The organism is Sphingomonas sp. GC_Shp_3, from assembly GCF_026540945.1.
Classification (GTDB): Bacteria; Pseudomonadota; Alphaproteobacteria; order Sphingomonadales; family Sphingomonadaceae; genus Sphingomonas.
On record NZ_JALNUT010000004.1, the window covers coordinates 20929 to 47311 of the forward strand.

Sequence of the window (26383 nt, forward strand, 5' to 3'; positions counted from 1 at the left end):
CTACCAACGCGTCGGCACGTCCGGGTAAAGATCGAGCACCGGCCCGAGCGCATCCCGAAGCGGCCCCAGATAAGCGGCGTAATGCTGCCACCGCTCGACACCGGCGCGGTAGATCGGCTGGCGTACCTGTTCCGCGCTTGGTGTGTGAACCGGGCGTGTGTTTTCGTAAAATGCCAGGCACGCCGGATCGAACGGCAGGCCCAGAGAGTCGAGCAGGCGACGTACTTCCGGCTCGAACCGGTCGACCAGGGTTTCGTAAAAGACGCGTTGGATGCGCCCGGGGGTTACCGCGTCGAAATGCGCCATGTGACGAACATAGTCGCTGTAGAACCGACCGATGTCGGCAAGATCGTAGGAGAAATCGATCCCCCAATTGAAATGCTGCGCGAAGTTGGCGAACCCGCAGCCGAGCGGGTGGCGGCGGATGTCGACGATCTTCGCGTTGGGCAGGATCAACTGGATCAGCCCGGTGAAGCGCCAATTGCTCGGCATCTTGTCGGTGAAATACGGGCGATCGGTGGTGCGGTGCTTGCGCGTGTTCTCGATATACTGCCGGCCAAGTGCGTGCAGCGTCGCGGGCGGCAGCTTGGCGATCTCCTCCAGCCACGCTGATGGCGCGACATTCCTGGTCAGGCTGCGCGCGATCGCCTCGATCTCGTACAATTCCTCGGTCCCCTCGACGAGCGGATGGCTGGCGAGGATCTGTTCGATCAGCGTCGACCCTGAACGCGGCAGGCTGACGATGAAGATCGGGTCGGGGTCCGGCGCACCGGCGCCGTTCCGTGCCGCGATCAGCGGTTGCGTAAACACACGCTCGACCGTGCTGACCTCGGCCGACACGATCTCTGCGTCGTACGGGGTACGCGCGCGGCGCAGCGCGTTGCCGGTGCGATACTGCCCGAACGCGGCGTCATAGTCGCGCTGATCGTCGTACGCTTTGCCGAGCGCGAAATGGAGGTGGAGCCGCTGTTCGTCGGTGGCGCCGGGGCGGGTGAGCGCGTCCTCCATCGCGGCGATGTCGGCCGCATCGAAGCGCACCGTCTTGAGATTGGCAAGGCCGAACCACGCGAGGCCATTCGCCTTGTCGAACGCGATCGCCTTGCGGTACGCGGCGATACTCTCCGCCGTGCGGTTAAGCGTCTTCAGCAGATAGGCGTAGTTAATCCATGCCACCGGGTCACGCGGGTGCGCGGCGACAAGCTTGCGGAACAGCCGGTCTGCTTCGTCGAGACGGCGGCCATGGCTGAGCAGGCCGGCCTTGACCGACAGCGCCTTGGCGTGGGTCGCCGCCCGCGCAAGCACGTGGTCGACGGCGGCGAACGCATCGGCCTCGCGGTTCGAGCGGCTGAACAGCAGCGCCAGCGCCAGCCGCGCCTCGTGATAGCCGGGTGCGAGCAGCAGCGCGCGCTTGTAAAAGGTTTCGCCCTCAGGGACCGCGCCGCAGCGCACCGCGATATCGGCGAGCAGCTTGGCCGCATAGGCGTCTTCCGGGTCGACGCGCAGGTGCTGGCGTACCAACACTTCCGCCTGTTCGAGCTGCCCGGCAGCGAGCGCATCGTGCACCGCCAGCATCGCCGGAGTGGCGCTCGACGCCTGCACCGCAGCCTCATCTGCCTCGTCCGCCTCCCGCGTGCGGTTCGCCTTGCGCAGCACGAACGCGAGCAGCCGCACCGCTGCCGGCACATCGGGACACGCCTTGACGAGCGCGCGGGCGCTGCGCAGCGCGGCGATCGGATTTTGCTCGCACGTGCGCAAGGTCGCCTGCGCGGCGCGACGGAACTCGAGGGGTGGAACGATGTGCGTGTCCGCCACGCTGGAAAACTCCTGTTGCCGTGCGATCCTAGCAGGTCGCGCCGAAATGAAAAACGGGCAGGGCATAGGCCCCGCCCGTCTTCAGAGACACTATCGATACGCAGTTCGGATCAGAACTTCCGAACGATCTCCATGAACAGCGATCGACCGATAAAATCATAGCCGCTGTAGTTGAAGTAGTTCGCCTGACGATAAATGTTGTCGGTCGAGCTGATCGTCTCCGGCTTGCGATCGGTGAAGTTCTTCATGCCGAAGGTGAACTGGCCGAGCTTCTGGATATCGACCTGCACCGAGATATCGTGCGTGAAGTACTTCGTCGTGGCAAGCTTGGAGATTGCCTGCACTCCGTTGACGATTGCCGGCGTGTCGATCTCGTTCTTCATCGGGCCAACGTACTTGACGCCGTAGAACACCGTCACGTTGTTCTTCTGGACCTGCAAGCGGGCGTTGCCGACCCACTTCGGGCCGCCCACGAAACCGGCGAGGCCGAGCGTGCCGACATAATCCTCCGCCGGCTCCTCCGCATAGGGCTGATACTTTTGGTGGATGATGCGCGTGGCGGTGACGTTCAGCACGTTGTTAAAGCCGCCGGCTTCGAACTGATAGCGCAGGTTCATATCGACTTCGGAAATCTTTTGCTGCGCAATGTTCAGGTAGATGTTCTGCAGCGTCGTCAGATTGCCCTGTTTGGTTTCACGCGGGCCGACCAAGGCGCAATACGGGTTGCCGTTACGGAAATCGGCGGAGTCGAAGCAGCGTGTGAAGATCGTGTCGCCAAGCTGATCGATTTCGCCGTTGACGGTGGTGTTGAGATAGTCGGCGGTGAACTGGAGCCGGCCATACGGCACCTTGGGATCGAGCACGAAGCCTGCGCCCCACGAAGTCGATTTCTCCGCCTTCAGGTTCCTGCCGCCGCCGCCGGTGAACACCTCGGGCGAACTGCTCGGGATGTACGCCAGCGCCTTGGTCGCGCCGATCGCGCCCGTCAGGTCGGACAGGCAGTTCTTGTAGCGGTTGCTGTCGGTCGCATAGATCGTGGTGAAATCCCGGCACGGATCGTTCGAGGTCGAGAAGCCCGACTGGTTGGCGACGAACTGCTCATACAGGTTCGGCGCGCGGAACGACGTGCCGTAATTGCCGCGAATGGTGAGGAACTTGGCCGGCGCCCAGTTGCCGCTGGCATGGTACGTCGTGCTGTTCCCGTAATTCTGGCTATGCGTATAGCGTGCCGAACCGCTGATATCGAGCCGGTGCGCGAACGGCAGGTCCTTCAGCAGCGGCAGCTTCACCTCGCCGAATGCTTCGTACACGTCAGAAGTGCCCTTGGTGCGGCCCGACGACGAGTAGTTGTAGAGGTTGCCGCTCTGCGAGGCTTCCGATGGAACATCGTCGATCGAATCGGAACGCCATTCGCCACCCACCGCGAAGCCGACTGGACCGCCCGGCAGGTTGAACAGCGAGCCATCAAAGACGATCTGCGCGATCTGTTCGGTGAAGGTCGTGCGATTGACCTGATCGCTATAGAGATAGTTGAGGAGGCCGGACGGCAGGTTGCCGGCCAGTGCAGACGGGTTGAGGAAGTCCGCCGCGACGCAGGTGCCGCCGTTATACGCGCCGTTGGTCAGGTTGCTGGCACAGGTATAACTGGCGCCCGCGCCGGCCTGACCGGCAAGTGCGGTGGTGACATATTGCGCGGGAGTGCCGTTCGGCGCGAGCACCGGCAGCAGCGACGCCGTGATGCGGCGCGTGTCGATGTTCTGCGTGATGCTGGTGCCTTCGGTGCGGCTGTACTGATAGTTTGCGTCGTACCGGATATCGCCGATGCCGACGTTGCCGCGCAGGCCGATGTTGCCGCGGTAGTAATTGACCGTCTGGCGCGCCCGCACGGTGCGCGGCACGATGAACACGCGCGCCGCGCTGTTACCGGCCGCCGCCAGTGAGTTGGGGAAGAACGGGCTGGAGCTCGGCTCGTTCGGGTAAGCGCCGCCGTAGATTTCGAAGCCGAGCTGGTTCGGATCGATGCTGATCTGCGTGGTGCCGATCTGGCTCGATTCGCGGCGGGTGAACAGCCCTTCGCCGTAGATTTCCGCGTCCCCGAGGATGCCGAGTTCGTACGACCCGTTCAGATAGCCCGTGTAGGTCCGGATCGGCGAGTAGAACTCCTCATCGAGCTGGCGCTGGCTGGCGGATGCGCGCGCGTTGGTGTTGTTGACGTTGGCGATCGTGTTGATGTTGCCGTTGACGTACCCGTAACGGTTGATCGCGCCGGTGCCGTAATTGATCCCCAGCAGGTAGTTCTGCGCAGTGCCGATGGCGCCGTTGGCGAACGGGAAGCAGCGCAGGCCCACGCCGTTGGGGTTGAGCTGGCCGATCGGCTGGCCCGTGGTCGGGCTGGTCAGCAGGTCGGTCGGGCAGCTCATGTCCTTGCGGTTGCCGAGCGCGATGCCGGTCTGATCGCGATACTCGAACGATGCGAGGATGTGCCCGCGATCGAACGTTTTGCCTGCTGTCACAGACAGGCGATAGTTGCTGCCAGCACCGCTGCTGTCGAGGGGCACGTTACCGTATGCGTCCAGAGTGACGCCGTTGATCTTGCTGTCGGTGATGAGATTGATGACGCCGCCGACCGCGTCCGACCCGTAGACCGATGACGCGCCGTTCTTCAGCACTTCGACATGGTCGAGCACCGCGTTCGGCAGCACGTTGAGATCCGCCGCGACAAGCTGCGGGCCGACGCCGGCCGGTGACAGGCGACGCCCGTTGAGCAGCACCAGCGTGCGCTGGGCACCCAGGCCGAGCAGGCCGACGGTGTTTGCGCCGGCGCCACCTTGAGAAACGTAGCCGAGGAAGGTGTTGTTGATCTGCGCGGTGCCCGAGGTAACGCCCGAATCCTGCAGCACTTCGGCGATGTTGCGCGAGCCCGCCAGGCTGGTCTCGGCCTTGGTGATGAACGTGACGGGCGAGTCTGTCGTGAACGGGCCACGTATGCGCGAGCCGGTGACGACGACGTCGTCCCCTGCGGCCGCTTCCGGCGCGGGGGTGGCGCTGGCGGGCAGCGGCGTCGTCGGGCAGGGCGCGTCGGTGGTTGCGGCCGAGCCGTCCGCGCAACGCTGATCGGGCGTGCCGCCGGCGTTCTGCGCGTGCGCGGCGATCGGCATGCCCGCGCCGATCAGCGCAAGCGCCGAGACGGCTACGGACAAATGGATTTTGGCGAGCCTGGACGGCTGTTGCATGATGAACCCCCTGGTAAGCGCAGCCAAGATGACGAATTGGCTACCTTTTTGTGATGGTTATTGGTCGCCTGTTCAGACGATTGTCACAAGATGCTTACGAGGCGGCGGGAAGCTTTTGCCGGTTTGTGTTGCAAAAGAAACACAAGGCTGTGTTACTATGGTAACACGGAGGTTGGCCAAGGGCGTACGTTGCGCGTCGTGGCTAAGTCGCCGGAAACGCAGGATTTCCCACAACATGACGTCGTTAGTACCGGGATCTCAGGCGCAGGTTCCACCCGAGGCGGTCGTCGCCGGCATTCACGAGAAGTTCAGGCTCTGCGCGCTCCCGCTGCGGGCGCGGTCGATAGCAGCAAGCCGCTGCAGTGTAGCGGGCGACACGAAGCCGCCCGCCGTACCGGTTCAGCGTTCGACGCAGATCGCGATACCCATGCCCCCGCCGATGCAGAGCGTCGCAAGGCCCTTCTTCGCATCGCGCTTCTGCATTTCGTACAGCAGCGTCGTCAGCACGCGCGCGCCGCTCGCGCCGATCGGGTGGCCGATCGCGATCGCGCCGCCGTTGACGTTGACCTTGTCCGCATCCCAGCCGAGTTCCTTGCCGACCGACAGCGCCTGCGCCGCGAACGCCTCGTTCGCCTCGATCAGGTCGAGATCGGCGAGCGTCCAACCTGCCTTTTCCAGCGCGCGGCGCGTGGCGGGGACCGGTCCGATGCCCATCACCGAGGGGTCAACGCCAGCCGACGCCCAACTGGCGACGCGGGCGAGGATCGGACTGCCGCGCTTCTCCGCTTCCTCACGGCTCATCAGTACGAGCGCGGCCGCGCCGTCATTGAGGCCGGAAGCGTTGGCGGCGGTGACGGTCCCGTCCTTCTTGAAAGCCGGGCGCAGACCCGCGACGGACTCGATGGTCGCGCCGGCGCGGATGTATTCGTCATCCGCAACCACCGTGTCACCCTTGCGGCCCTTGATCGTGACGGGGGCGATCTCGTCCTTGAAGCGGCCGCTCGATCGCGCTGCCTCGGCGAGGTTCTGCGAGCGCACCGCGAACGTGTCCTGCTCCGCGCGCGTGACCTGATATTGCTCGGCAAGGTTCTCTGCGGTGATGCCCATGTGATACTGGTTGAAGGCGTCGGTCAGGCCGTCCTTCACCATCGTGTCGACCAGCGCCAAATCGCCCATCTTCTGACCCGCGCGCAGCGTCTGCGCGTGCGCGGACATCGACATGCTCTCCTGACCACCGGCGACGACGATGGTGGCGTCGCCGGTCGCGATCGCCTGCGCCGCGAGCGCCACCGCGCGCAGGCCCGAGCCGCACACCTGATTGACGCCCCAAGCCGGTACTTCCTTCGGCACGCCCGCCGCCATCGACGCCTGCCGGGCGGGATTCTGGCCCTGCGCCGCGGTCAGCACTTGGCCAAGGATCACCTCCGACACCTCCTCGCCGGCCACACCCGCCTGTTCGAGTGCGGCGACGATCGCCTGCCGACCGAGCTCGTGTGCAGGCACGGCGGCAAACGCGCCAAGGAAGCTGCCGACGGGCGTACGCTTGGCGGCAGTGATGACGATATCGGTCATTGGGCTCTCCGGTCTATGAAACAGGCTTGTCGGGTCATTTAGGGCGGGGCAGGGTAGTTAGCCAGTCTGCAAGCGGCTCCCACAGTTCGGCGTGACGGCGACTGCCGACGATCATTCCGACATGACCCGCCGCAACGTCGTGGCGGTCGGCCAGATCGGCGGCGCTGGCGGCGGGGACGATGCGGTCGTGCCGAGACACGAAATCGATCGCGGGGCAGGTCAGCCGTGCCGGATCGGCGGTCACACCCGCGATCTGCCATGCTCCGCTGCCCGGCAGGTCGGCGGCGATGAACTCTTCCATCAGCTGGCGCCCGGCCCCGTAGGGAAGCGGAGCGCCGCCGTTTGCCCAGTCCTCCAGCGCAATGAAGGCAGTTTGCTTGGCGCTCCCCGGCTCGATCCGGGCGAACGCCTCGTATTTTGCCACCGTTTTACCCGGATCGAGCCGCCAGAAGCCGCTCTGCAAAACCTCGATCGGAACCAGCCCCATTGCTTCGCAGGCGGGCTTGGCCGCGTTCCACAAGGCTGCGATCTCGCTACGTGCCCGGCCGAATCCGGCGAAATGCCACGGCGTCGCAATCAGCGCCAAGCCCGCCACCGGCACCGCGCAAGCGGCCGCAAGCGCGAGCGTGCCGCCGAGGCAATAGCCAGCCAGCACCGGCGGCTCGCCGAAATGGTCGGTGATCCGGGCGATGAGCGGTAGCAGCAACATCTCGACATGCTGCGTCAGGTCCATGCTGCGCTCATGCTGCGCCGGGGTGCCCCAGTCGACCAGCAACGGCCGCACACCCCGCGCCGCCAGCCACCCGAGCAGCGACGCCTCCGCCGACAGGTCCAGGATGTGCGCCGGATTGATGAGCGACGGCACGAAGATCACCGGCCTGCCGCTTGCGCCTTTCGCTCCGTAGTCCCGGACCCGCACGCGACCTTTTCGAAATCGAGCGGGCTTTGGCCGACGCACGCGGCCGCGCGGCGCATCTTGAAAAGCGCGTAGTCCCGCAAGTGCTGCGGCGCGACGATCTGGTGATTCCGCAGTCTCGCTTTGCAGCATTTCCAGGAACAGCGGCAGCGGGCGCGGACCGTGTTGCGATGCGGCATCGAAAGGTGTTAGACGCAGATCAACCACTTGGGGCTCGGAGCCTTTCGCCATGAAAAAACACACTGCGGGCGATGGCCCGGCGATTATCAAGAAGTACGCTAACCGCCGGCTTTATAATACCGAAACCTCGTCTTACATCACGCTCGAACACCTTGCCGCGATGACGCGCGAGGGCCGTGACTTCAAGGTCGTCGATGCCAAGAGTGACGAGGACATCACACATAATATCCTCACGCAGATCATTATGGAGGAGGAGGCGCGGGGCGAGACGATGCTTCCCGTCAACTTCCTGCGCCAGTTGATCTCGATGTACGGCGATTCGATGCAGGCGATGGTGCCGGGGTACCTGGAGGCGTCAATGGACAGCTTCCGGCGCAACCAGCTGCAGTTCAAGTCGGCGGTGGAGGGCGCTTTCGCCAACTCGCCATTCGCCGAACTCGCCAAGCAGAACATGGCCATGTTCGAGGCGGCAACCTCGGCGTTCAAGCCGGGTGCGGTTGCGCCGGGCACGGCTGCGACGCCGGCCAAATCGGACACGCCGACGGCGATGAGCAAGGACGACGAGATCGCCGCGTTGAAGGCAGAGCTCGGCAAATTGGTCGAAAAGATCGACAAGCTCGGCGACTAGGCCGCTCGCAGGGTGCCTCAGTAGAAGTGGCTTAGCGTGATCGGCCGCGTCACACCGGCGCAGTTGGTCAGGTGCACCGTGCGGCCGGTCGTGCCGACGGGCCATCGCGCGCGGTCGCTGCTCGCATAGGAGGGGGTAATCGCCACGCCGTCGACCGCACAGATCGTGTCGCCGCCGGCCCAACCGGCACGCGCGGCAGGGCTGCCGCGCATGACGTGCAACACGTCGAGCCGGTTCGGACGAGTAGCCAGTAACAGCCCACTCGTCGATCGCAGCGGTATGCGGTCAGCGTCATGTCCGGCAGCGAGAACCATGCGCCCGGCCGTTGGATCGAGCAGCACGTGATAATGCTGCAACAGCCCGGACCCGATCCGGCCCGCCATGCCGGTGGCATCGGTAAAGCCGTTTGGAGGCTCGATACGCAGCTCGATGTTCCGGATGGCGAGCGTCCCGCTGTGTATCTCCGGCAGGATCGCAAGCTCGGCCACCATCGGCCCGCCAAGCGCATGGTCGAGGGTGGTCGTTACAGCGGCGGGCAGCCGCGGCAACGCATCCACAACGCGGTGCGACAGGCTAAGCGATGTCCCATCGCCCGTGTCTATGGCGATGCGTCCTACCGGCATGCCCGCGATCGTAACGTCAGTTGTGTAGAACGGCCATGTCGTGCCGAGACGCAGCGGGGCAATGGAGCCGCGAAACGGCAGCCGGCCGGAGGATAGCAGGCGAAATCGGTGTGCCTCGTAATCAATGTCGAGTGCATAGGGGGCGGTCATGTCGGTCCCGACAAGCAGGTCCACCGACACGCCGCCGGTCGCCGTGGTAGGAAGATCGATAATGGCCAAACGGCCGCCGCTTCGTCTGAATGCGCCAAAGGTCAGCGTGTACGGCTGTGTCCAGGCGCTTGCGATCGGTCCGCTGATGGTCAATGCGCTCGGGCCGACGCGCCGTTGCAGCTTGGCCGCATCGGCGAAGCGGCGCGACAGGGTCGTGGTCGTCACACCAGTATCGAGAATGGCGACGGCAGGTCGGCCGTTGACCTGTGCCGTGAAGCGAATCTGGTTGGCGGCGGTAAGCGTGAAGGACACCCATTGCACCTCGGCGTCAGCTGCCAAGGTGATTGACGGCGCCGCTGCCAAAGACAGAAATCCTGCGATCAGCATCATGTCGCCACCGTAACAAGTTTTTGGGGCGGCGAACAGTTTCGGTACGCAAACGTGCCCGCTTTTTTGCAGTGCGAGACGTTGGCGGGGACGGGTGCACGCGCGGATTTGTCATCGAACTGTAAGATTTACCACCATTTTTTTCACTTCGTCGCACGTACGTTTTTTAGTCTTGAAGCCCCCATACCCCCTGCCTATATTGCGGTTGCGTGGCCTTGTGTCCCCCCTTTCGCGAGGCCACCGCGATACGCTTTCAGCGTATCTCCTCCCTGAACCTTGGCCACCGCGTGCATCGCACGCGGTGGTTTTTTTATCGCCTGATGATGGCGGTGCCCTTAGGAGCTACTCCGCTGCAACCGCGCTCTGGCGAGGTGCTGCCTCTTCAGCGAGGGCTGCGATGATCCGTCTTAGTAGCGCAACCGTGGCGTCGAGGCCGCCGCCGGGCTGGTCCAGCGCATCGTCGAGATACAGCGCGCGGTCGAATTCAAGCTGGATCGCAAAGATGCCACGCGCCGGATCGGCCTGCCTCTCGATGATGTAGCCGCCTGGATATGGCGTGTTGAGCGTAACGGAAACGCCCGCTGCTGCCGCTTCTGTCTCGATCCGCGCGGTCATCCGCGCCGGCGCGGTACGGCCGAACCGGTCGCCGATCACCATTTGTGCACCACCTACGCCGAGCGACGGCATCGAATGCACATCGAGCAGGACCGCGACGCCGAAGCGCGCCTGCGCTGCTGCCAACATCCCGGCAAGCGTGGCGTGATACGGCCGGTGATCGTGTGCGATGCGCGCGTCCACCTCCTCCCCGGTAAGCTTGCGACGCCAGATTTCCCCGATCGCGCCGGTGCGACGCGGGATCAGGCCAAGGCCACCGCGTAGCTTGGCTGATGGCGCAGGTGCGGTCTTCGCCGAGACACCCGCGTCGATCGCCGGGTCGCGTTCCTGCTCGCTACGGTTCAGGTCGATCCAGGCACGCGCGCGGCGCTGCACGATGGTCGCTTCGTGCCTCCGTGCGGCCAGCGCCAGCGTGTCGACGTGACGATCCTCCAGCGCGGTGAGCAGGTGAAGGGGCACCCGAAGCGCGGTTTGCATCGCCGTCGGATAATCGCGCCCGGCGTGTGGTACGGATAGCACCACCGGGCTTGCCGGCGCGGTCGCGTCGAACACATCGAAGGGGAACTGCTGCGATGCCATTCGGACACGCGTAGAGCGCGCCTCGGGTCGCCGCAATCGGCGCATTGCGGCTGGAAAATATTAAGGGCTTTGCGCATAGATGCGGCTCGACGGTTTGGGCGAGACGTAATGATCAGGATCTTGTTGGCGGAGGACGACCGCGTCATGCGTGAATATCTCACGCGGGCGCTGGAGCGGTCGGGATATGCGGTCAGCGCGGTAGATCGTGGCACGGCGGCGATCCCGCTGATCGAGACCGAGCATTTTGACCTGCTGCTGACGGATATCGTCATGCCCGAAATGGACGGAATCGAACTGGCGCAGCGTGCCGGAGAGATCGCACCCGATCTGCGTGTGATGTTCATCACCGGCTTTGCCGCGGTTACGCTGAAGGCGGGCAAGACCATGCCGCAGGCTCGGGTGCTCTCCAAACCCTTCCATCTGCGCGACCTCGTGCTCGAGGTGGACCGCATGTTCGAGATGGAACGCGCAAGCGGCGGATAATTTATCAAAGTGGCGCTTGCGCAGGGGACGAACCCTCGCTATTGGCCGCCGCTCGCAAGGCTTAACCGCCAAGCGCCGTGGGCGTGTAGCTCAGTGGTAGAGCACTGTGTTGACATCGCAGGGGTCGCAAGTTCAATCCTTGCCACGCCCACCATAAAAAGCCCCGCTAGGCCAATGGCCGAGCGGGGCTTTTTTGCTTTTGAGCGTTAGGGAAGAGTTCCTGCGCGGTAAGGCGCGGTGCATAGACAGCCAGAGGATTGGCTAACCACCACCGCTTGGCCAGTCCCTGCGAGGTTGAGCGTCGGTCATAGAGTTCGGGGTTAGCGGTGTCAGGCAAGCGGCGTCAGACCCGCGGCTGCGGGCGCTCAACGCCCGTCCAAATCTCGTCGCGCTTCGTATTGATTTGGCAGGGGGACTCCGTTTGAACGGGTGTAACGAAGCGTTAGCACTATGATGTTTATCAGACTTCCAAGCTCATCGACTGCTGTGTTCGGGGGCATGTAACGGAAGGGATGAACCTTGCTGTCATCGACGACGCAGCACCGGGTTGTTGTTGTCGACGATTCCCGCACGGTCCAGGCGATGCTTGACCACGCGTTCAGCACGCGACCGGACTTCCACGTCGTCGGCTTCGCGGGCGATGCAACGTCGGCGGTTGAAATGATCCGCCGTCTCAAGCCTGATATCGTCACGATCGACCTGTGTATGGCGTCTCTGGAGGGTGCCGCGCTGCTCGAGATGCTGAGCGACCTTCCTGCTCTGTGCAAGATCGTCGTTTCGGACAGTTCGGTGTCCAACATCCGGCTCACGTCCACGCTGATGGCGTCCGGCGCGGCGGCATGCATCGCAAAGCAGGAGCTTGTCACCGATCCGGCGAGCTTCTTCAAAAAGATCAAGACTGCGGCACACCAGATCGCAAGTCTGAAAGCGCAGCATTCAGGTCCGAACCATTTGTCGCGCGAGTCGCTGAGCGCCTCTGCAAACGTTGCAGTTGAGGAGCCGATTGCCGCTTTTCCGATTCCTGCGGATGAGGCGGCGCGAGTGGATTTTGTGATCGGACATGGCCTGGCCGATGCCCGGCGCGAACGGCGCTTTGATCTCGTTACGAAGCATGTTGCGACCGTCACGCGTTTTCCGGCATGTCTCCTCACCGTCATCGATCGTGATACCCAGTGGATCAAATCCGCATACGGCCTCGAGATTCAGAGCACACCGCGCAATCAAGCATTCTGCAACTTCACTATATCGGAGCGCGAAATCTTCGTTGTGCCAGATGCGATGTCGGACAAGCGTTTTTGTTCGAACGACTGGGTTACAGGTGCGCCCAACATCAGGAGCTACGTGGGGTACCCCGTTTTCAACGCAATCGGCGTGGCAATAGCGTCGCTATGCGTGATCGATATTCGCGCGCGAACCGTTTCCAGCCGGGTTATCGATCAACTCGCAGGCCTTTCGGCCATCGTGGCTGAAATGATCGATCAGCAGACGGCAAGAGCTGCTTAGCGCAGTTGGCAATGGCACGAAAACGACGCCAGACCGCTCGGCGGGTTCGCTGACAGGCAAGGCGCGGTGCGCGCTGCTTGGTCTATCGCGAACGTATAGGCCGGCAGCTGCACGCTTCAAAGGGTACTGCACCGTTAACCACGTCGTTTCAGCCGTATTTATAAGCTGCGCGGATACACGCCACAGGATCATCTGAGGTAGAGCGTGTGTATCAGTTTACGGTAACGTCTGGCGATCATTGCGGCGGCAAAGGGTTCCTCACGCGCCTAGCCCGCGATCGACGCGGCAACACGCTGGCGATGATGGCGGCGTTCCTCGTTCCGTTGTTGGGGCTGGCTGGGTCCGCTGTCGATGTAGCGCGGCTCTATGTGGCCAAAACGCGTCTTCAGCAGGCGTGCGATGCGGGCGTGCTTGCCGGTCGCAAGTTCATGACCACCACCGCCAGCACGCTTGATCCCACCGCAGTCACACAGGCGCAGAACTTTTTCGGCAACAATTACAAGACCGGCTGGTTGGGCACCACCGGCACGGTGTTCACACCCGTCAAAACCGCCGATGGCCAGGTTGCCGGGACGGCAGCGGTAACGGTGCCGATGACGGTGATGAAGATCTTCGCCGTGCCCGCCAGCACGATCAACGTGACGTGCCAGGCGCGTTACGATGTGGCCGACACCGATGTGATGTTCGTGCTCGATACGACCGGATCGATGGCATGCCTGCCAGGTGGCGCGGATACATGCGGCACCGGCACCTATTCCTATACACGCCCATCTGCCAGCGGCGGCGTGCCGGGTTACGCGGGCAGCACCGGCTATGCGGTGCGCGAACTGACCTCGGGCGGCAACAACGTCTCGCGCATCGAGGCGCTGCGCAAGGCGGTGCTGAGCTTCTACGATGAATTCGCTGCCAATGCCGATCCGGCGACCAACGTTCGCTATGGCTTCGTCACGTACAGTTCTGCGGTTAATGTCGGTCAGGCAATCCTCGACATGTCACCCAACTACATGGTCGGTTCGAGCGGGTCGGCGGACCAGCCGTGGTACCAGTCGCGGCACGTGGTCGCCGACTATACGATCTCCACATCAGACTCCCGCAACAACAAAGCACAGGCGGATTGTACCGCTGCTGCTGTCCGCTCGCCATCGACACCGCTCACCTACAATCCGTCAACCAGCACAGCGACTAGCAGCTACGATGTATGGCGCACGCAGGGCAACTCGAACTCGAACAGCTATTTCTGCTACACCCGCACCGACACGCTTGGGCCGAGGTGGGAATATACGAAGCTCCAGTGGGACATTAGTCCGCTGTTGAACGGTGCCGTGTCGATAACTGATCCAACGGCGGTCGACGGGTCGAAGACGCAGTGGCTCGGCTGCGTGGAAACGCCGGTTGATAACCCCGGCCAGACCAGCTTCAGCACCGCCAATCTGCCGTCCGAGCTCGACCCGGATGCGAAGCCAAGCGGCAGTACCCGCTGGTGGCCGCATATGCAGGATATCGAATACTGGCGGACCAAAACACTTGATTACACCAATGGTGACGACAACAACAATCGCCCAAGCCTCGGCTCGTCGTCACTGCAACAGAGCGGTTACGCACCTTGCGGCAAGCCCGTGAAGCGGCTCGGCGTCATGGCGCGGGCGGATGTCTACAACTATCTGTACGCGACCGATTTCGTGCCGCAGGGCGGCACGTATCACGATACCGGCATGATCTGGGGCAGTCGCCTGATCTCCCCCTCCGGCGCCTGGGCGGCGGACACGGCGGCATGGCCGTCGCGTAACCCGCCAAACCGGGTAATCGTGTTCCTGACCGACGGCGTGATGTCGCCGAACAGCAACTCCTATTCGATGTATGGTTATGAGGATTACGACAAGCGCGTAGCGAACGGCAACACCAGCAATCTGACGAGTTACCACAACTACCGGTTCCTTGCGGCCTGCGCGGCGGCGAAGGCGCGAAACGTAGACATCTGGACAGTGGCGATCGCGAGCAGCACGTCGACACCGCTGCAAACCTGCGCGACGACGACGAACCAGGCGCTTTTCACGACCAGCGGCACCGGGCTGAGCGCTGCGTTTACCTCGATCGCCCAGCATCTCGCCATGCTGCGGATCACCCAATGATCCGGCGGCCTCATCAGCGGCTTGCCGATGATCGGCGCGGCTCGACCGCACTCGAATTCGGGCTGATCGCGCCGGTCATGCTGTTGATGATGATGGGGCTGGGCGACCTGCTGTACCAGGCGTATTCCCAGGCGGTCCTCAACGGCGCGATACAGAAGGCGGCGCGGGATTCGTCGGTCGAAGGCGGCGCCAGCAATACCGACGCGATCGATGCCAAGGTCGTCAAACTGATGGTTCCGCTCATCAAGAACCTCGCCAACAATTGCGCGCCAACCGGAACGACGGCGAGCTGGTGTTCGACGCGCAAGACGTACGACAGCTTTAGCGAAGTCGCGCCGGAGCCGTTCACGGACACGAACGGTAACGGCGTGCGCGACCCGGGCGAGTGTTACACGGATGAGAACGGCAACGGATCGTGGGATGCCGATCCCGGGCTGAACGGGCAGGGCGGTGCCAGCGCGGTGACGCTCTACACGATGAGCATTACCTATCCGCGCGTGTTTCCCGTGGCAGGCCTGCTCAAGCTGCCGACCATGCAGACGATTACGGCCAGCACCCTGATCAAGAACCAGCCCTATGCCGCACAGACGGTCAACGCCAACGTGACGATTTGCACATGATGCCGCGCCGCTTGCACAGCTTCGCCAACAGGCTCCGCCGCGACCGGGCGGGGCTCGCGATGATCGAGTTCGCCCTTTCCGCTCCGGTCGTGCTGGCGATCGGCTGCTATGGTACCGAAATGGCGAACCTCGCGATGGTCAACATGCGGGTCAGTCAGATTGCTTTGAACCTGGCCGACAACGCGTCGCGCGTGGGGGCGTATAGCAACCTTACGACGCAGCAACTGCGCGAGGTCGACATCAACGACATTCTTCAAGCAGCGCGCTATCAGGGGAAAGGTATCAACCTGACCGCGAACGGGCGCATCACCATTTCCAGCCTGGAGAACGTCGCGCAAAATTACGATACCGCCAACAATGGCGCCCCCGTGCAGCGCATCCACTGGCAGCGCTGCATCGGCGCGCAGAGTGGCAAAGACTTCGACAGCCAGTTCAAGGCGAACGTACCGGCCAACGCCGGATCGGTCGCGGCGACGAGCCCCAGCGATCCCAACCGGGGCTATGATCTGCCCGGCGGCATCAGCGACAACGGTACCACCCCGATACAAGCGCCGGGCGGTGCGGGCGTAATTTACGTTGAGATCAATTATCGAACTAAGCCGCTGTTTGGCTCCTGGCTCTCGCAACCGCAGTTGATACACTATATCGCGTCATTCGTGGTGCGTGACCGGCGCGATTACGCGCAGCTCTACAACCCTGCGCCCGCGGCGAGCTTGTCAACCTGCAACCTATATGCGGTCTGATCGCGCGCGGCCTCGACCGAGTCCCATCCGACAAAAGCCACACCGGTGTTTTTGCGAGCGTAGCGTCGCTGACATCATAGGGGGCGCTCTGCGACCCCGCCATGAAAAGGGCTGCCGACGCAGATCGGATCGACAGCCCCTTTTTCATGTGCTCGCCCGGCGCCGCGCCGACACGGTGAGCAGGATCGCCGACAGCAGGAAGTAGAACGCGCCGAACGCGGCATAGGGCGCGATGCCGGTGATGTTGAGGGGCGCGGTGCCGAACGCGCGCTGGACGAAGAACGTCCCCGCCAGCGCCGATTGCGCGCCGCTGAGGATCATCGCCCACTGCGCGCCTGCGACGCGCCAGCGCCGAACCGCCGTCGCGAGTTGCAGGATGCCGGCGAACGCGGCCCATACGCCGAACACGACGAACACCCCGCTCATCGCCTGGGCCTGGTCACGGCCGAGCGCCACGGCGACGGCGATCGCGGTAAGGATGCTCACCACCACGTTGAACGCCTGCGACGGGTTGCGGGCCAACCCGCCGCTATGCCGCGCATCGGTGAAGTTCGCCGCCGCGTCCCACGCCGGATAAGCGACGAGCAGCATAGCCGCCAAAGCCGGCATGTCCTTGCCGAGCAGAAAGGCCATCGCCACCCAGACGGCGGCGACCGCCGCGCGAAGAAAGTAATAGCGCGTCAGCCATGCGCTGGATGCGGCGGGATGCGGTTGCCGAGTCATCGCCATGTCTCCTCAGGCGAGCGCGAGGTCGACGGCGGCGCCATCGCGGGCGAGCGCCGAATACGGGCAGACCACATCTGCAGCTTCGATCAGCGATTGCGCGGTGGCGGTGTCGATCCCGTCGAAGGCGACGCGAAGCGTAATGGCTAGTCCGAAGCCGGCCCCATCGTCACGGCTGCCGATGCCGACCTGCGCGGTCACGCGTGGTTCGCCGATCGCGACCTTGCGCTGCCCGGCGACGAACTTCAACGCGCCGAGGAAGCATGCGGCATAGCCCGATGCGAACAACTGCTCCGGGTTGGTGCCCGCACCGCCGCCGCCGCCGAGTTCCTTGGGCGTGTCCAACGTCAACGAAACGCGACCGTCATTCGATGCGACCGAACCCGTGCGCCCCCCGGTTGCAGTGGCTTCGGCTTGATACAGAATTTTCATTGTGTGATCCCTTAATGAGATATCGCAACAAACATTATCGCGATATAAATTGATATTTAGGAATGCGTTTGGTCCTTGTCCAGCGATAATTTATCGCGATATGCACTTGCATGGACACGAACCCGCAACCACGCCGCGCCGCGCCGTCGCTCGATCAACTGCTGTGCTTCTCGCTGTACGGGGCGAACATGGCGATTAACCGCGTCTACAAGCCGCTGCTGGATGGCCTCGGGCTGACCTACCCACAATATCTCGTGCTGAACGTGCTGTGGGAGCGCGGGACGGAGACGGTCGGCGGTATCGCTGAGCGGCTGGCGCTGGAATCGAGCACGATCACGCCACTGGTGAAGCGACTCGAACAGGCCGGGCTGGTCGAGCGCCGCCGCAATCCGTTCGACGAGCGCCAGGTCGTCGTTTCTCCGACCGACGCGGGCCGCGCGATGCAGGAGCGGACGCACTGCCTCGGCGCCGAACTGTTCGCCGCCGCCGGCCAACCGGTCGAGAAGCTGATCGCGCTGACCCGCGAGGTGCAGGCGCTGCGCGATTCATTGACGGCGTTCGAGGTGGCGCGGGGCTGAACGGCGGCGAAGGCGGGTTGCGGCGGCACGGGCGCGGTGGGATAGACGCCGGCAACGATCGGTCGTGATGGCCGACAGCCTGAGGAGAGTATCATGCGTATCATCGACCATCTGATCGCCGGCGGCTTTGCCGGCGCAGAGTCCGGGCGCACCGGCGACGTGTTCGATCCCAACACGGGCCAGGTGCAGGCGACGCTGCGGCTCGGCGACAAGGCGGCGCTCGATGCGGCGGTGGCGACGGCGAAGGCTGCGCAACCCGGCTGGGCGGCGATCAACCCGCAACGCCGCGCGCGCGTGCTGTTCCGCTTCAAGGAACTGCTCGAACAGAACATGCAGGCACTCGCCGAGCTGCTCAGCGCTGAGCATGGCAAGGTGATCGACGATTCCAAGGGCGACCTGCTGCGCGGGCTGGAGGTGGTCGAGTTCTGCTGTTCGATCCCGCACATGCTGAAGGGCGAATATTCGCAAGGCGCGGGGCCGGGGATAGACGTCTATTCGATGCGCCAGCCCCTCGGCATCGGCGCGGGCATCACCCCGTTCAACTTCCCGGCGATGATCCCGATGTGGATGTTCGCGCCCGCCATCGCCACCGGGAATGCCTTCATCCTGAAACCCTCCGAGCGCGACCCATCGGTGCCGAACCGGCTGTGCGAGCTGATGCTGGAGGCGGGCCTGCCCGACGGCATCCTCCAGGTCGTCCATGGTGACAAGGAGATGGTCGACGCGATCCTCGACCATCCCGACATTGCGGCGGTCAGCTTCGTCGGATCGTCCGACATCGCGCACTATGTCTACAAACGCGGCGTCGCGGCGGGCAAGCGCGTGCAGGCGATGGGCGGCGCCAAGAACCACGGCATCATCATGCCCGACGCCGATCTCGACGCGGCGGTGAGCGATCTGGTCGGCGCGGCGTACGGCTCCGCGGGCGAGCGTTGCATGGCGTTGCCGGTGGTGGTGCCGGTCGGCGAAGAAACCGCCGAGCGCCTGCGCGAGAAACTGGTCGCGGCGATCGGCACGCTGCGGGTCGGCGTCTCGACCGATCGCGATGCGCAATACGGCCCGGTGGTGACGGCGGCGCACAAGGCCAAGGTCGAGCAATGGATCCAGACCGGCGTCGACGAGGGCGCGGAGCTGGTCGTCGACGGGCGCGGCTTCAGCCTGCAGGGGCATGAGCAGGGCTTCTTCATCGGCCCGAGCCTGTTCGATCGCGTGACGCCGGACATGCGGGCGTATCAGGAGGAGATCTTCGGCCCCGTCCTCCAGATCGTGCGTGCGCGCGATTTCGAGGAGGCGCTCGCGCTGCCCAGCCAGCATCAATACGGCAATGGCGTCGCGCTCTACACCCGCAATGGCCACGCCGCGCGCGAGTTCACGCAGCGGGTGCAGGTCGGCATGGTCGGCATCAACGTGCCGATCCCGGTGCCGGTCGCGTATCACAGCTTCGGCGGGTGGAAGCGCTCGTCGTTCGGCGACCACAACCAGTACGGCATGGAGGGCATCCGCTTCTGGACCAAGACCAAGCTGGTGACGCAGCGCTGGCCCGACGGCGGTGCGAGCGGCGACAGCGCGTTCATCATCCCGACGATGGGTTGAGGGCGGAAGGCATGAAACGTCGCGTCAACAGTGGTTCGCCGCTCGAACCGATCCTCGGCTTTTCGCGCGCGGTGCGCACCGGCAACCAGATCATGGTCGCCGGTACCGCGCCGATCGAGCCGGACGGATCATCCACACCCGGCGACGCCGCCGCACAGATGGAGCGGTGCTGTGCGATCGTCGCGAAGGCGATCGCCGATCTCGACGGTGACATCGCCGATACGGTCCGTACCTGCATCTATCTGACCGACCGGGCCGACTTCCCGGCGGTCGCGGCCGTGCATGGCCGCTGGTTCGGGCAGGCGCGCCCGGCCACGACCACGCTGATCGTATCCGGCTTCATCCGGCCCGAATGGCGCGTAGAAATTGAAGCCGAGGTATTGTCCGCATGACCCAGTTCGACCTGACCGACGACCAGCGCGAGATTCAGGAGCTCGCGCGTCGCTTCACCGCCGATCGCATCACCCCGTTCGCCGCCGAATGGGATGAGAAACACATCTTTCCACGCGACACGATTCGTGCGGCGGCGGAACTCGGCTTCGCGGCGATCTACGTTTCGGAAGAGGGTGGCGGCATCGCGCTCGGCCGGCTCGAGGCGGCGCTGATCATGGAGGCGATGGCCTATGGCTGCCCTTCGACCTCCGCGTTCATCAGCATCCACAACATGGCGGCGTGGATGATCGATCGCTTCGGCGGTGCGGCGGTCAAGGCGAAATACCTCCCCGATCTCGTCACGATGGAGCGGCTGGCGAGCTATTGCCTGACCGAACCCGGCTCCGGCTCGGACGCGGCGGCGCTAAAAACGCGCGCGGTGCGTGACGGCGACGATTACGTGCTGACCGGCACCAAACAGTTCATCTCCGGCGGCGGTGAGAACGAGGTGTACGTGGTGATGGCGCGCACCGGCGAGGACGGGCCGCGCGGCATCTCCGCCTTCGTGGTGGAGAAGGACATGCCCGGCGTCAGCTTCGGCGCGCAGGAGCGCAAGCTCGGCTGGCACTCGCAGCCGACCGCGCAGGTGGTGCTCGACGGCGTGCGCGTGCCGGCGGAGAACCTGATCGGCCAGGAAGGCGAGGGGTTCCGCATCGCGATGAGCGGGCTGGACGGTGGCCGTATCAACATCGGCGCCTGCTCGCTCGGCGGCGCACAGCGCGCGCTCGACGAGACGATCGGGTACACCCGCGACCGCAAGCAGTTCGGCAAGGCGATCGCCGATTTCCAGAACACGCAGTTTACGCTCGCCGACATGGCGACCGACCTGGAGGCCGCGCGCGCGCTGCTCTACATGGCGGCGGTGAAAGTGACCGAGGATGCGCCCGACAAGACGCGCTTCGCGGCGATGGCCAAGCGACTCGCCACCGATGCCGGCTGGGCGGTGGTAGATCGCGCGCTGCAACTGCACGGCGGCTACGGCTATCTGATGGACTATCCGATCGAACGGCTGTGGCGGGACCTGCGCGTCCATTCGATTCTGGAGGGCACCAACCAGGTAATGCGGATGATTATCGGCCGGGATTTGCTGAAGTGACGTTCGATACAGGCGACATCTTGACCAGCATCGAAGGCCGCGTCCTGCGCATCCGCCTCAATCGGCCCAAGGCGATCCACGCGCTCACCTCCACCATGTGCGCGGCAATGCTCGACGCGCTGGTCGGTGCGGAGCACAATCCGGCGATCGAAGCGGTCCTGATCGATCATGCGGAGGGGCGCGGCTTCTGCGCGGGCGGCGATATCCGCATGATCGCGGCGAGCGGCGCGGGCGACGGCGTCGAGGCGCGCGCGTTCTTCCGCACCGAGTATCAGCTCAATCACCGGCTGTTCATCTTCGCCAAACCGGTCATTGCGTTCATGGACGGTATCACCATGGGCGGCGGCGTCGGTATCTCGCAGCCGGCGCGGTTCCGCGTCGCGACCGAGAACACCCGGTTCGCCATGCCCGAAACCGGCATCGGCCTGTTCCCCGATGTCGGCGGCGGCTGGTATCTGTCGCGGCTGCCGGGGCGGATCGGCGTGTTCCTCGCTGTGACTGGTCACCGCCTCGACGGTGCTGAAGTCCATGCGCTCGGCCTCGCCACGCACTATCTGCCCGCCGTCGCGCTGGACGACGCCAAGGGGCGTATCGCCGCCGATCCGGGTGCGATTGCTGCCACTCTCGACGCGCTATCCGTCCCCGCGCCCGAAGCGGCGATCCTCGCCCACCGCGACGACATCGACCGTCTGTTCGCGTCCGATAGCGTCGAAGGCATCGTCGCCGCGCTGGAGACGGATGGTGGTGACTGGGCGCGGCAGCAGCTTGCCGTGCTCGCCACCAAGTCCCCGCAGGCGATGAAAGTCTCGCTGCGCCTCGTGCTGGAAGGCGCGACCATGCCGACCTTCGAGGACGAGATGCGTCAGGAATATGCCGTTGCCACCCGCGTCCTGCAGCGCCACGATTTCACCGAAGGCGTGCGCGCGCTGATCGTCGACAAGGACAATGCCCCGCGCTGGCAGCCGGCTACGCTCGACGGGGTAAGCGACCACGTCATCGACCAGATTTTTGCGCCGCTACCCGACAGCGACGCGTGGTCGCCAGTGTAAAGGAACCCGATATGGCCGATTACGACACCATCCTGGTCGAGCAGCGGGGCGCGGTCACGCTCGTCACGCTCAACCGCCCGCAGGCGCTGAACGCGCTCAACACGTTCGTGCTGGCCGATCTCAGCACCGCCTTCGCCGCTTATGATGCGGACCAAAGCCAGCGCTGCCTCGTCATCACCGGCAGCGAGAAGGCGTTCGCCGCGGGTGCCGATATCAAGGAGATGGTCGCGCTCACCGGGGCGGACATGTACCAACGCGACTTCTTCGCCGGCTGGCAGAACCACGTCGTGCAGACACGCAAGCCTTGGATTGCCGCCGTGGCCGGTTTCGCACTCGGCGGTGGGTGCGAGCTGGCGATGATGGCCGACTTCATCATCGCCGCCGATACCGCGCGCTTCGGTCAGCCGGAGATCAAGCTCGGCGTCGCGCCGGGCATGGGCGGATCGCAGCGGCTGACGCGGGCGGTCGGAAAGGCCAAGGCGATGGATATGCTGCTCACCGGCCGCATGATCGATGCAGGCGAAGCGGAACGCGCGGGTCTCGTCGCGCGCATCGTCCCCGCCGCCGACCTGATCGACGAGGCGATGAAGGCGGCGGAGGCGGTCGCGGGGATGGCGCCGCTCGCCGCGATGGTGAACAAGGAGATGTGCAACCTCGCCTTCGAAAGCGGGCTGGCGCAGGGTATCGTCTCCGAACGTCGTCTGTTCCAGATCCTCGCCGCGACGGAGGACAAGGCGGAGGGCATGGCCGCCTTTGTCGAAAAGCGTCCCGCTGTCTGGAAGGGCCGCTAGCCGCTCGGGCGCGGATGCGACGGATTGCGATGTGCCGATCCGCGCCCTAGATCCGCGCGATGGATGAGCCATACCTTCCGGTGCCTGCCGCGACGCTGGTGATCCTGCGCGACCGCACAGGCGCAGCGCCGGAGCTGCTGATGGTCGAGCGTGCCCGTGCGATGGCGTTCGCCGGCGGGGCGACGGTGTTTCCCGGCGGCCGTATCGATCCAGGCGACGTGGCGCTCGCGGCACGTTTGGGCGGCGAGCCCGACGACACCGCCGCCCGCATCGCCGCGATCCGCGAGACGATCGAGGAAGCCGGTGTGCCGATCGGCATCGTGCCGCCGCCGGACGTCGAACAGCTCGCTGCTATGCGGGCCGCGCTACACGGCGGCACCACGATCGGCGCGGTGCTGGAGGCGGGCGGCTTCACCCTGGATCTTGCCGCGCTGGTGCCGCTCGCGCGCTGGCTGCCCACCCACCGCGAGCGGCGCGTATTCGACACGCGCTTCTACCTCGCGCGGCTGCCCGAAGCTGCGCCCGATCCGGTGGTCGACGCGGCCGAGACTGTCGATGCGGTCTGGGCAAGCGCGCGCAGCGTCCTCGACGATGCCGTCGCTGGCCGCCGCCATGTCATCTTCCCGACGCGGCGGGTTCTCGATCGACTGGCGGGATACGCCAGCTTCGCCGATGCCGCCAGCGATGCGGCGGCGTTCCCGATCCGCACCGTCTCGCCTTGGGTGGAGGATCGCGGCGGCGTGCCGCACCTCTGCATCCCTGACGATCTCGGCTACCCGATCACCGCCGAGGTGCTGGCGGACGTGTTGCGCGGCTGATGCGGACGGTTCGGAGCGCCGCACTGGCGGTGCTGATCGCGGCTTTGTTGCTGGTGGTGATCCTCGCCGCGGTGGCCGGTCTGCGCACCAAACCGGAGGATCTGCCGTGGTCGCCGCTTCACCTCAGTCAGCCGGTCGGGCTGTTCACCGGGCGCAAGATTGTGGCGTTGCACGACAAAGCCGCCAAATGCGAAGCGCTGCTGACCGAGGCGGGCGTGCGCTTCACCCCCGCGCCATCGATCAAAGACGGCGCGTGCGGCTATGACGACGGGCTGCGCTTCGCCGCCGGAGGCGCGCGCCGGATCACGCTCTCGCCGTCCGCTCCGGTCATGTCATGTCCGGTGGCGGCCGGATTGGCGATGTGGGAATGGGACATCGTGCAACCTGCCGCGCAACGTTACCTCGGCGCTCCGGTGGTCGCGATCGAGCAACTTGGCACCTATAACTGTCGTCCGATCCGGGGCAGCACCCGAACGCTGAGCGAGCATGCCAGTGCCGATGCCATCGATGTCTCCGCCTTTCGCCTGGCGGATGGCACCCGTATCACGATCACGGACGACTGGCGCGGCGACGGTCCCCGCGCGACCTTCCTCCACACGGTTCGCAACGGCGCGTGCAAGCTGTTCGCCACGGTGCTGTCACCCGAATATAACGCGCTGCACCACAACCACCTCCACCTCGATCAGGCCGCACGCGGCGCGGTCGGGTGGCGGGCGTGCCGATGAACGCCGCCGCGTCGTCGCGCCGCGTCAACGCTGTCCGAGGGCTCAGTTGCGAAGGGCGCTCGCCTCGACCTTCTCCACCCACTTCGGATAAAAGGCCGGTTGCCGGTTCGACCAGCCCGACGCGGTCGCGGCTGCCTCGCTGATCGACTGAAGCAGCTTGCGGCGCAATTCGGGATGCAAGTGCGGCAATGCCGCCGCCGAGCAGAACGCCGCCGGCAACCACGGGCGGACCTCGGCGCCGATTAACCGCTCGTACAGGAAGCGATACGCCGAAAACGTCGTTAAACGTCCCTGGCCAAGATCAAAAGCCGTCACCGTCATCAAGGGGGCAAGGAACGGTTCGATCGCGTCGAGCCCGCTATCGTCGGGGATCATCTCGCGAATGTCGGGTAGTCTCGCGTACAGCCGCGCCTGCGCCCGGATGCTTGCCGCCTCGACGACGTCGCGTGACCAGCGCGTCATCGCATCGTCCCGGTCGAGGCCGATATCCAGCGAGCGACGCACATAGCGCTGCGTCGCGGACGAGAACCCCGCAAATTCCTTCATCTCCGCCAGCGTGACGGCACCAGTCGCCGGTTTCATGCGCGCACCCATAAACCCACCCCGCTCACTCGTGTTGAACCGAGGTAAGATGCGCCTGCATGGTTAACACCGCGCTTAACGCTTCGTCGCCCGATATTCACATCGCATCATAGAAGCTGCTGCGATGCAACAAAGGTTGCGACGAACCGTGGCCGAACCGTAATCATACGGTAGCGGAACCGACGCAATTCCGCCCCCGGGAGCGATGTCGCGGGGGCGGCTAGGGTGTTCAGGCGGACTTTTCGTCCTGCAATTTGCGTTCCGCATCCGCGTCATATCCGGATGATACCGGAGGCGCGCTGTTGGTGCTCGGCTGCGAGGTCGAGGGCGGGTCGCTGGCGTCCATCGATTCGTCCAGTCCGCGATCGAGCTTCGCCTCAGGGTTGGCAGGGTCGGCTTTCAGCCGCGCCACGATCGACTCGTCACGGCCGGCATCCTGTGCGTGTTCGATATGCTCGCCGCTGTGGCTTGCGCCTTCGTTGGTGTCCGCTGTCATTGCCGCTCTCCAGGCTGTTACGTGACGAGAACGGACGACACGTGAATTGCGTTCCGGCGGCTCAATCGTCGAGCCGCACCACCGAAACCTGCTGGTAGTTGAGCATCGCGGCACCGAAAACGGTCATGAACGCGATGTCGGTCGCATCCCGGCCCACCGCGATCCGCACCAGATCCGCTGCGGATGCCATGCCCGTCGCGTCGACCAGCCGCCACGCACCGTCGAGCCACAGTTCCGCCACCGCGTGGAAGTCGGGCGGGGACACATCGGGCGCATAGGCCGACACGCACCGCGCCGGAATACCGCCCGCCCGCGCCAGCGCGACGAGCAGGTGCGCATAGTCGCGGCACACGCCCTTGCGGTTGGCAAAGGTGGTGAGCGCGGTCGTCGCGCCGTTGCTGCTGCCCGGTTCATAGCTGAGGTGATCCGCAACCCAGTCGACCAACTTCGCCGCCAGCGCGCCGCCGCCGAGGGATCCGAAGGTCTGATTGATGAACCCCTCGAACTGATCGGACTCGCAATACCGGCTGGGCAGCAGGTACGGCACCGCCTCCGCCGGCAGGAGGCGCGGGGGCGTCTCCGGCAGGGTGGCAATCGAAACATCCTGGCGGTCCAGCTCGACGACGGCGCGGTACGTCGCCTGGAACCAGCCTTCCGCCAAGGCCCAGCACCGCTGGCCGATGCCGTCTTCGCCGGCGATCGCGCGCAGCGGCTCGCGGCTGGTGACGATCAGGCTGTCGGATGCGATGCGCTGGTCCGCCATCGCCGCCGCCTCGACCAGCAGCAGCATGCTGTAAGCGCCGTCGATCGTATAATCGAGTTCGACGTCGATCTTCAGGCGCATTCGGCGGGTCTTTCGCAAACAGGCAAAAAGGCCCGGTGGGTTTCCCCACCG

25 protein-coding genes and 1 tRNA gene are annotated in these 26383 nt (G+C 64.8%); 15 read left to right on the forward strand and 11 right to left on the reverse strand.

Annotated elements, in window-relative coordinates:
* From OXR00_RS10705 to OXR00_RS10720, 4 genes are all read right to left on the reverse strand, one after another.
* Complete coding sequence (locus tag OXR00_RS10705; RefSeq protein WP_267388226.1) at positions 1-1812, reverse strand: tetratricopeptide repeat-containing sulfotransferase family protein; 1812 nt, start codon at positions 1810-1812, stop codon at positions 1-3.
* Between the two features lie 110 nt (positions 1813-1922).
* Positions 1923-5045, reverse strand: coding sequence for a TonB-dependent receptor (locus OXR00_RS10710; protein WP_267388227.1), 3123 nt, complete (start codon positions 5043-5045; stop codon positions 1923-1925).
* 399 nt (positions 5046-5444) lie between these two features.
* A complete protein-coding gene (locus OXR00_RS10715; RefSeq protein WP_267388228.1) occupies positions 5445-6617 on the reverse strand; it encodes an acetyl-CoA C-acetyltransferase in 1173 nt (390 codons plus the stop codon).
* Positions 6618-6651: 34 nt separating this feature from the next.
* Positions 6652-7536, reverse strand: a complete 885-nt coding sequence (locus OXR00_RS10720; RefSeq protein WP_346731995.1) for an alpha/beta fold hydrolase — start codon at positions 7534-7536, stop codon at positions 6652-6654.
* A 226-nt stretch (positions 7537-7762) separates the two neighbouring features.
* Between OXR00_RS10720 and phaR the strand changes: the two genes are divergently transcribed.
* A complete protein-coding gene (gene phaR / locus OXR00_RS10725; protein WP_242150240.1) occupies positions 7763-8341 on the forward strand; it encodes a polyhydroxyalkanoate synthesis repressor PhaR in 579 nt (192 codons plus the stop codon).
* Between the two features lie 17 nt (positions 8342-8358).
* Here phaR and OXR00_RS10730 read toward each other — a convergent pair whose 3' ends face one another.
* A complete protein-coding gene (locus OXR00_RS10730; RefSeq protein WP_267388229.1) occupies positions 8359-9504 on the reverse strand; it encodes an aspartyl protease family protein in 1146 nt (381 codons plus the stop codon).
* 339 nt (positions 9505-9843) lie between these two features.
* Positions 9844-10695, reverse strand: coding sequence for an N-formylglutamate amidohydrolase (locus tag OXR00_RS10735; protein WP_267388230.1), 852 nt, complete (start codon positions 10693-10695; stop codon positions 9844-9846).
* A gap of 108 nt (positions 10696-10803) precedes the next feature.
* Between OXR00_RS10735 and OXR00_RS10740 the strand changes: the two genes are divergently transcribed.
* The 6 genes from OXR00_RS10740 (at position 10804) to OXR00_RS10765 (ending at position 16173) form a co-directional block, all read left to right on the forward strand.
* Positions 10804-11178 (forward strand): response regulator, encoded by a 375-nt coding sequence (locus OXR00_RS10740; RefSeq protein WP_242150250.1) that lies wholly within the window; start codon positions 10804-10806, stop codon positions 11176-11178.
* A 79-nt stretch (positions 11179-11257) separates the two neighbouring features.
* Positions 11258-11332, forward strand: a tRNA-Val gene (locus OXR00_RS10745).
* A gap of 365 nt (positions 11333-11697) precedes the next feature.
* On the forward strand, positions 11698-12681 hold the full coding sequence (locus OXR00_RS10750) for a response regulator (protein ID WP_267388231.1): 984 nt from the start codon (positions 11698-11700) through the stop codon (positions 12679-12681).
* A gap of 206 nt (positions 12682-12887) precedes the next feature.
* Entirely contained in the window at positions 12888-14810 is a 1923-nt protein-coding gene (locus tag OXR00_RS10755; RefSeq protein WP_267388232.1) for a TadE/TadG family type IV pilus assembly protein, read from the forward strand.
* Positions 14807-15430: a TadE/TadG family type IV pilus assembly protein gene (locus tag OXR00_RS10760; RefSeq protein ID WP_267388233.1), complete on the forward strand. Its 624-nt coding sequence runs from the start codon at positions 14807-14809 to the stop codon at positions 15428-15430. The genes OXR00_RS10755 and OXR00_RS10760 overlap by 4 nt, the downstream gene beginning before the upstream one ends.
* A gap of 119 nt (positions 15431-15549) precedes the next feature.
* Positions 15550-16173: a histidine kinase gene (locus OXR00_RS10765; RefSeq protein WP_267388234.1), complete on the forward strand. Its 624-nt coding sequence runs from the start codon at positions 15550-15552 to the stop codon at positions 16171-16173.
* 144 nt (positions 16174-16317) lie between these two features.
* Here OXR00_RS10765 and OXR00_RS10770 read toward each other — a convergent pair whose 3' ends face one another.
* Positions 16318-16896: a DUF308 domain-containing protein gene (locus tag OXR00_RS10770; protein ID WP_267388235.1), complete on the reverse strand. Its 579-nt coding sequence runs from the start codon at positions 16894-16896 to the stop codon at positions 16318-16320.
* A gap of 12 nt (positions 16897-16908) precedes the next feature.
* A complete protein-coding gene (locus OXR00_RS10775) occupies positions 16909-17328 on the reverse strand; it encodes an Ohr family peroxiredoxin (protein WP_267388236.1) in 420 nt (139 codons plus the stop codon).
* A 110-nt stretch (positions 17329-17438) separates the two neighbouring features.
* On the opposite strand from OXR00_RS10775, the gene OXR00_RS10780 reads away from it, so the two are divergent.
* From OXR00_RS10780 to OXR00_RS10815, 8 genes are all read left to right on the forward strand, one after another.
* Positions 17439-17906 carry a MarR family transcriptional regulator gene (locus OXR00_RS10780; RefSeq protein WP_267388237.1) on the forward strand — a complete coding sequence of 156 codons (468 nt, stop codon included), beginning with the start codon at positions 17439-17441 and terminating at the stop codon, positions 17904-17906.
* 93 nt (positions 17907-17999) lie between these two features.
* Positions 18000-19499 (forward strand): CoA-acylating methylmalonate-semialdehyde dehydrogenase, encoded by a 1500-nt coding sequence (locus OXR00_RS10785; protein ID WP_267388238.1) that lies wholly within the window; start codon positions 18000-18002, stop codon positions 19497-19499.
* An 11-nt stretch (positions 19500-19510) separates the two neighbouring features.
* On the forward strand, positions 19511-19891 hold the full coding sequence (locus OXR00_RS10790) for a RidA family protein (protein ID WP_267388239.1): 381 nt from the start codon (positions 19511-19513) through the stop codon (positions 19889-19891).
* The gene (locus OXR00_RS10795) at positions 19888-21027 is read left to right on the forward strand and encodes an acyl-CoA dehydrogenase family protein (protein ID WP_267388240.1); all 1140 of its coding nucleotides are present in this window, start codon (positions 19888-19890) and stop codon (positions 21025-21027) included. Before OXR00_RS10790 ends, OXR00_RS10795 begins: the two co-directional genes overlap by 4 nt.
* A gap of 20 nt (positions 21028-21047) precedes the next feature.
* On the forward strand, positions 21048-22076 hold the full coding sequence (locus OXR00_RS10800; protein WP_267388241.1) for an enoyl-CoA hydratase/isomerase family protein: 1029 nt from the start codon (positions 21048-21050) through the stop codon (positions 22074-22076).
* Positions 22077-22087: 11 nt separating this feature from the next.
* Positions 22088-22867 carry an enoyl-CoA hydratase-related protein gene (locus OXR00_RS10805; RefSeq protein ID WP_267388242.1) on the forward strand — a complete coding sequence of 260 codons (780 nt, stop codon included), beginning with the start codon at positions 22088-22090 and terminating at the stop codon, positions 22865-22867.
* A gap of 59 nt (positions 22868-22926) precedes the next feature.
* Positions 22927-23685, forward strand: coding sequence for an NUDIX domain-containing protein (locus tag OXR00_RS10810; protein WP_267388243.1), 759 nt, complete (start codon positions 22927-22929; stop codon positions 23683-23685).
* Positions 23685-24410 (forward strand): extensin family protein, encoded by a 726-nt coding sequence (locus tag OXR00_RS10815; protein ID WP_267388244.1) that lies wholly within the window; start codon positions 23685-23687, stop codon positions 24408-24410. Before OXR00_RS10810 ends, OXR00_RS10815 begins: the two co-directional genes overlap by 1 nt.
* A 42-nt stretch (positions 24411-24452) precedes the next feature.
* On the opposite strand, the gene OXR00_RS10820 is transcribed toward OXR00_RS10815, so the two are convergent.
* From OXR00_RS10820 to OXR00_RS10830, 3 genes are all read right to left on the reverse strand, one after another.
* Positions 24453-25004 (reverse strand): hypothetical protein, encoded by a 552-nt coding sequence (locus tag OXR00_RS10820; protein WP_267388245.1) that lies wholly within the window; start codon positions 25002-25004, stop codon positions 24453-24455.
* A 217-nt stretch (positions 25005-25221) separates the two neighbouring features.
* The gene (locus tag OXR00_RS10825) at positions 25222-25488 is read right to left on the reverse strand and encodes a hypothetical protein (RefSeq protein WP_242150299.1); all 267 of its coding nucleotides are present in this window, start codon (positions 25486-25488) and stop codon (positions 25222-25224) included.
* 61 nt (positions 25489-25549) lie between these two features.
* Positions 25550-26332: a transglutaminase family protein gene (locus tag OXR00_RS10830; protein ID WP_267388246.1), complete on the reverse strand. Its 783-nt coding sequence runs from the start codon at positions 26330-26332 to the stop codon at positions 25550-25552.
* Between the last annotated feature and the right edge of the window lie 51 nt (positions 26333-26383).

Bases quoted from the DNA above. Each gene is read 5' to 3' on its own strand.
- OXR00_RS10710 (WP_267388227.1), bottom strand. From the start codon at position 5,045: ATGCAACAGCCGTCCAGGCTCGCCAAAATCCATTTGTCCGTAGCCGTC.
- OXR00_RS10715 (WP_267388228.1), bottom strand. From the start codon at position 6,617: ATGACCGATATCGTCATCACTGCCGCCAAGCGTACGCCCGTCGGCAGC.
- phaR (WP_242150240.1), top strand. From the start codon at position 7,763: ATGAAAAAACACACTGCGGGCGATGGCCCGGCGATTATCAAGAAGTAC.
- OXR00_RS10730 (WP_267388229.1), bottom strand. From the start codon at position 9,504: ATGATGCTGATCGCAGGATTTCTGTCTTTGGCAGCGGCGCCGTCAATC.
- OXR00_RS10735 (WP_267388230.1), bottom strand. From the start codon at position 10,695: ATGGCATCGCAGCAGTTCCCCTTCGATGTGTTCGACGCGACCGCGCCG.
- OXR00_RS10740 (WP_242150250.1), top strand. From the start codon at position 10,804: ATGATCAGGATCTTGTTGGCGGAGGACGACCGCGTCATGCGTGAATAT.
- OXR00_RS10760 (WP_267388233.1), top strand. From the start codon at position 14,807: ATGATCCGGCGGCCTCATCAGCGGCTTGCCGATGATCGGCGCGGCTCG.
- OXR00_RS10765 (WP_267388234.1), top strand. From the start codon at position 15,550: ATGGCGAACCTCGCGATGGTCAACATGCGGGTCAGTCAGATTGCTTTG.
- OXR00_RS10770 (WP_267388235.1), bottom strand. From the start codon at position 16,896: ATGACTCGGCAACCGCATCCCGCCGCATCCAGCGCATGGCTGACGCGC.
- OXR00_RS10775 (WP_267388236.1), bottom strand. From the start codon at position 17,328: ATGAAAATTCTGTATCAAGCCGAAGCCACTGCAACCGGGGGGCGCACG.
- OXR00_RS10780 (WP_267388237.1), top strand. From the start codon at position 17,439: ATGGACACGAACCCGCAACCACGCCGCGCCGCGCCGTCGCTCGATCAA.
- OXR00_RS10785 (WP_267388238.1), top strand. From the start codon at position 18,000: ATGCGTATCATCGACCATCTGATCGCCGGCGGCTTTGCCGGCGCAGAG.
- OXR00_RS10790 (WP_267388239.1), top strand. From the start codon at position 19,511: ATGAAACGTCGCGTCAACAGTGGTTCGCCGCTCGAACCGATCCTCGGC.
- OXR00_RS10795 (WP_267388240.1), top strand. From the start codon at position 19,888: ATGACCCAGTTCGACCTGACCGACGACCAGCGCGAGATTCAGGAGCTC.
- OXR00_RS10805 (WP_267388242.1), top strand. From the start codon at position 22,088: ATGGCCGATTACGACACCATCCTGGTCGAGCAGCGGGGCGCGGTCACG.
- OXR00_RS10810 (WP_267388243.1), top strand. From the start codon at position 22,927: ATGGATGAGCCATACCTTCCGGTGCCTGCCGCGACGCTGGTGATCCTG.
- OXR00_RS10815 (WP_267388244.1), top strand. From the start codon at position 23,685: ATGCGGACGGTTCGGAGCGCCGCACTGGCGGTGCTGATCGCGGCTTTG.
- OXR00_RS10820 (WP_267388245.1), bottom strand. From the start codon at position 25,004: ATGGGTGCGCGCATGAAACCGGCGACTGGTGCCGTCACGCTGGCGGAG.
- OXR00_RS10825 (WP_242150299.1), bottom strand. From the start codon at position 25,488: ATGACAGCGGACACCAACGAAGGCGCAAGCCACAGCGGCGAGCATATC.
- OXR00_RS10830 (WP_267388246.1), bottom strand. From the start codon at position 26,332: ATGCGCCTGAAGATCGACGTCGAACTCGATTATACGATCGACGGCGCT.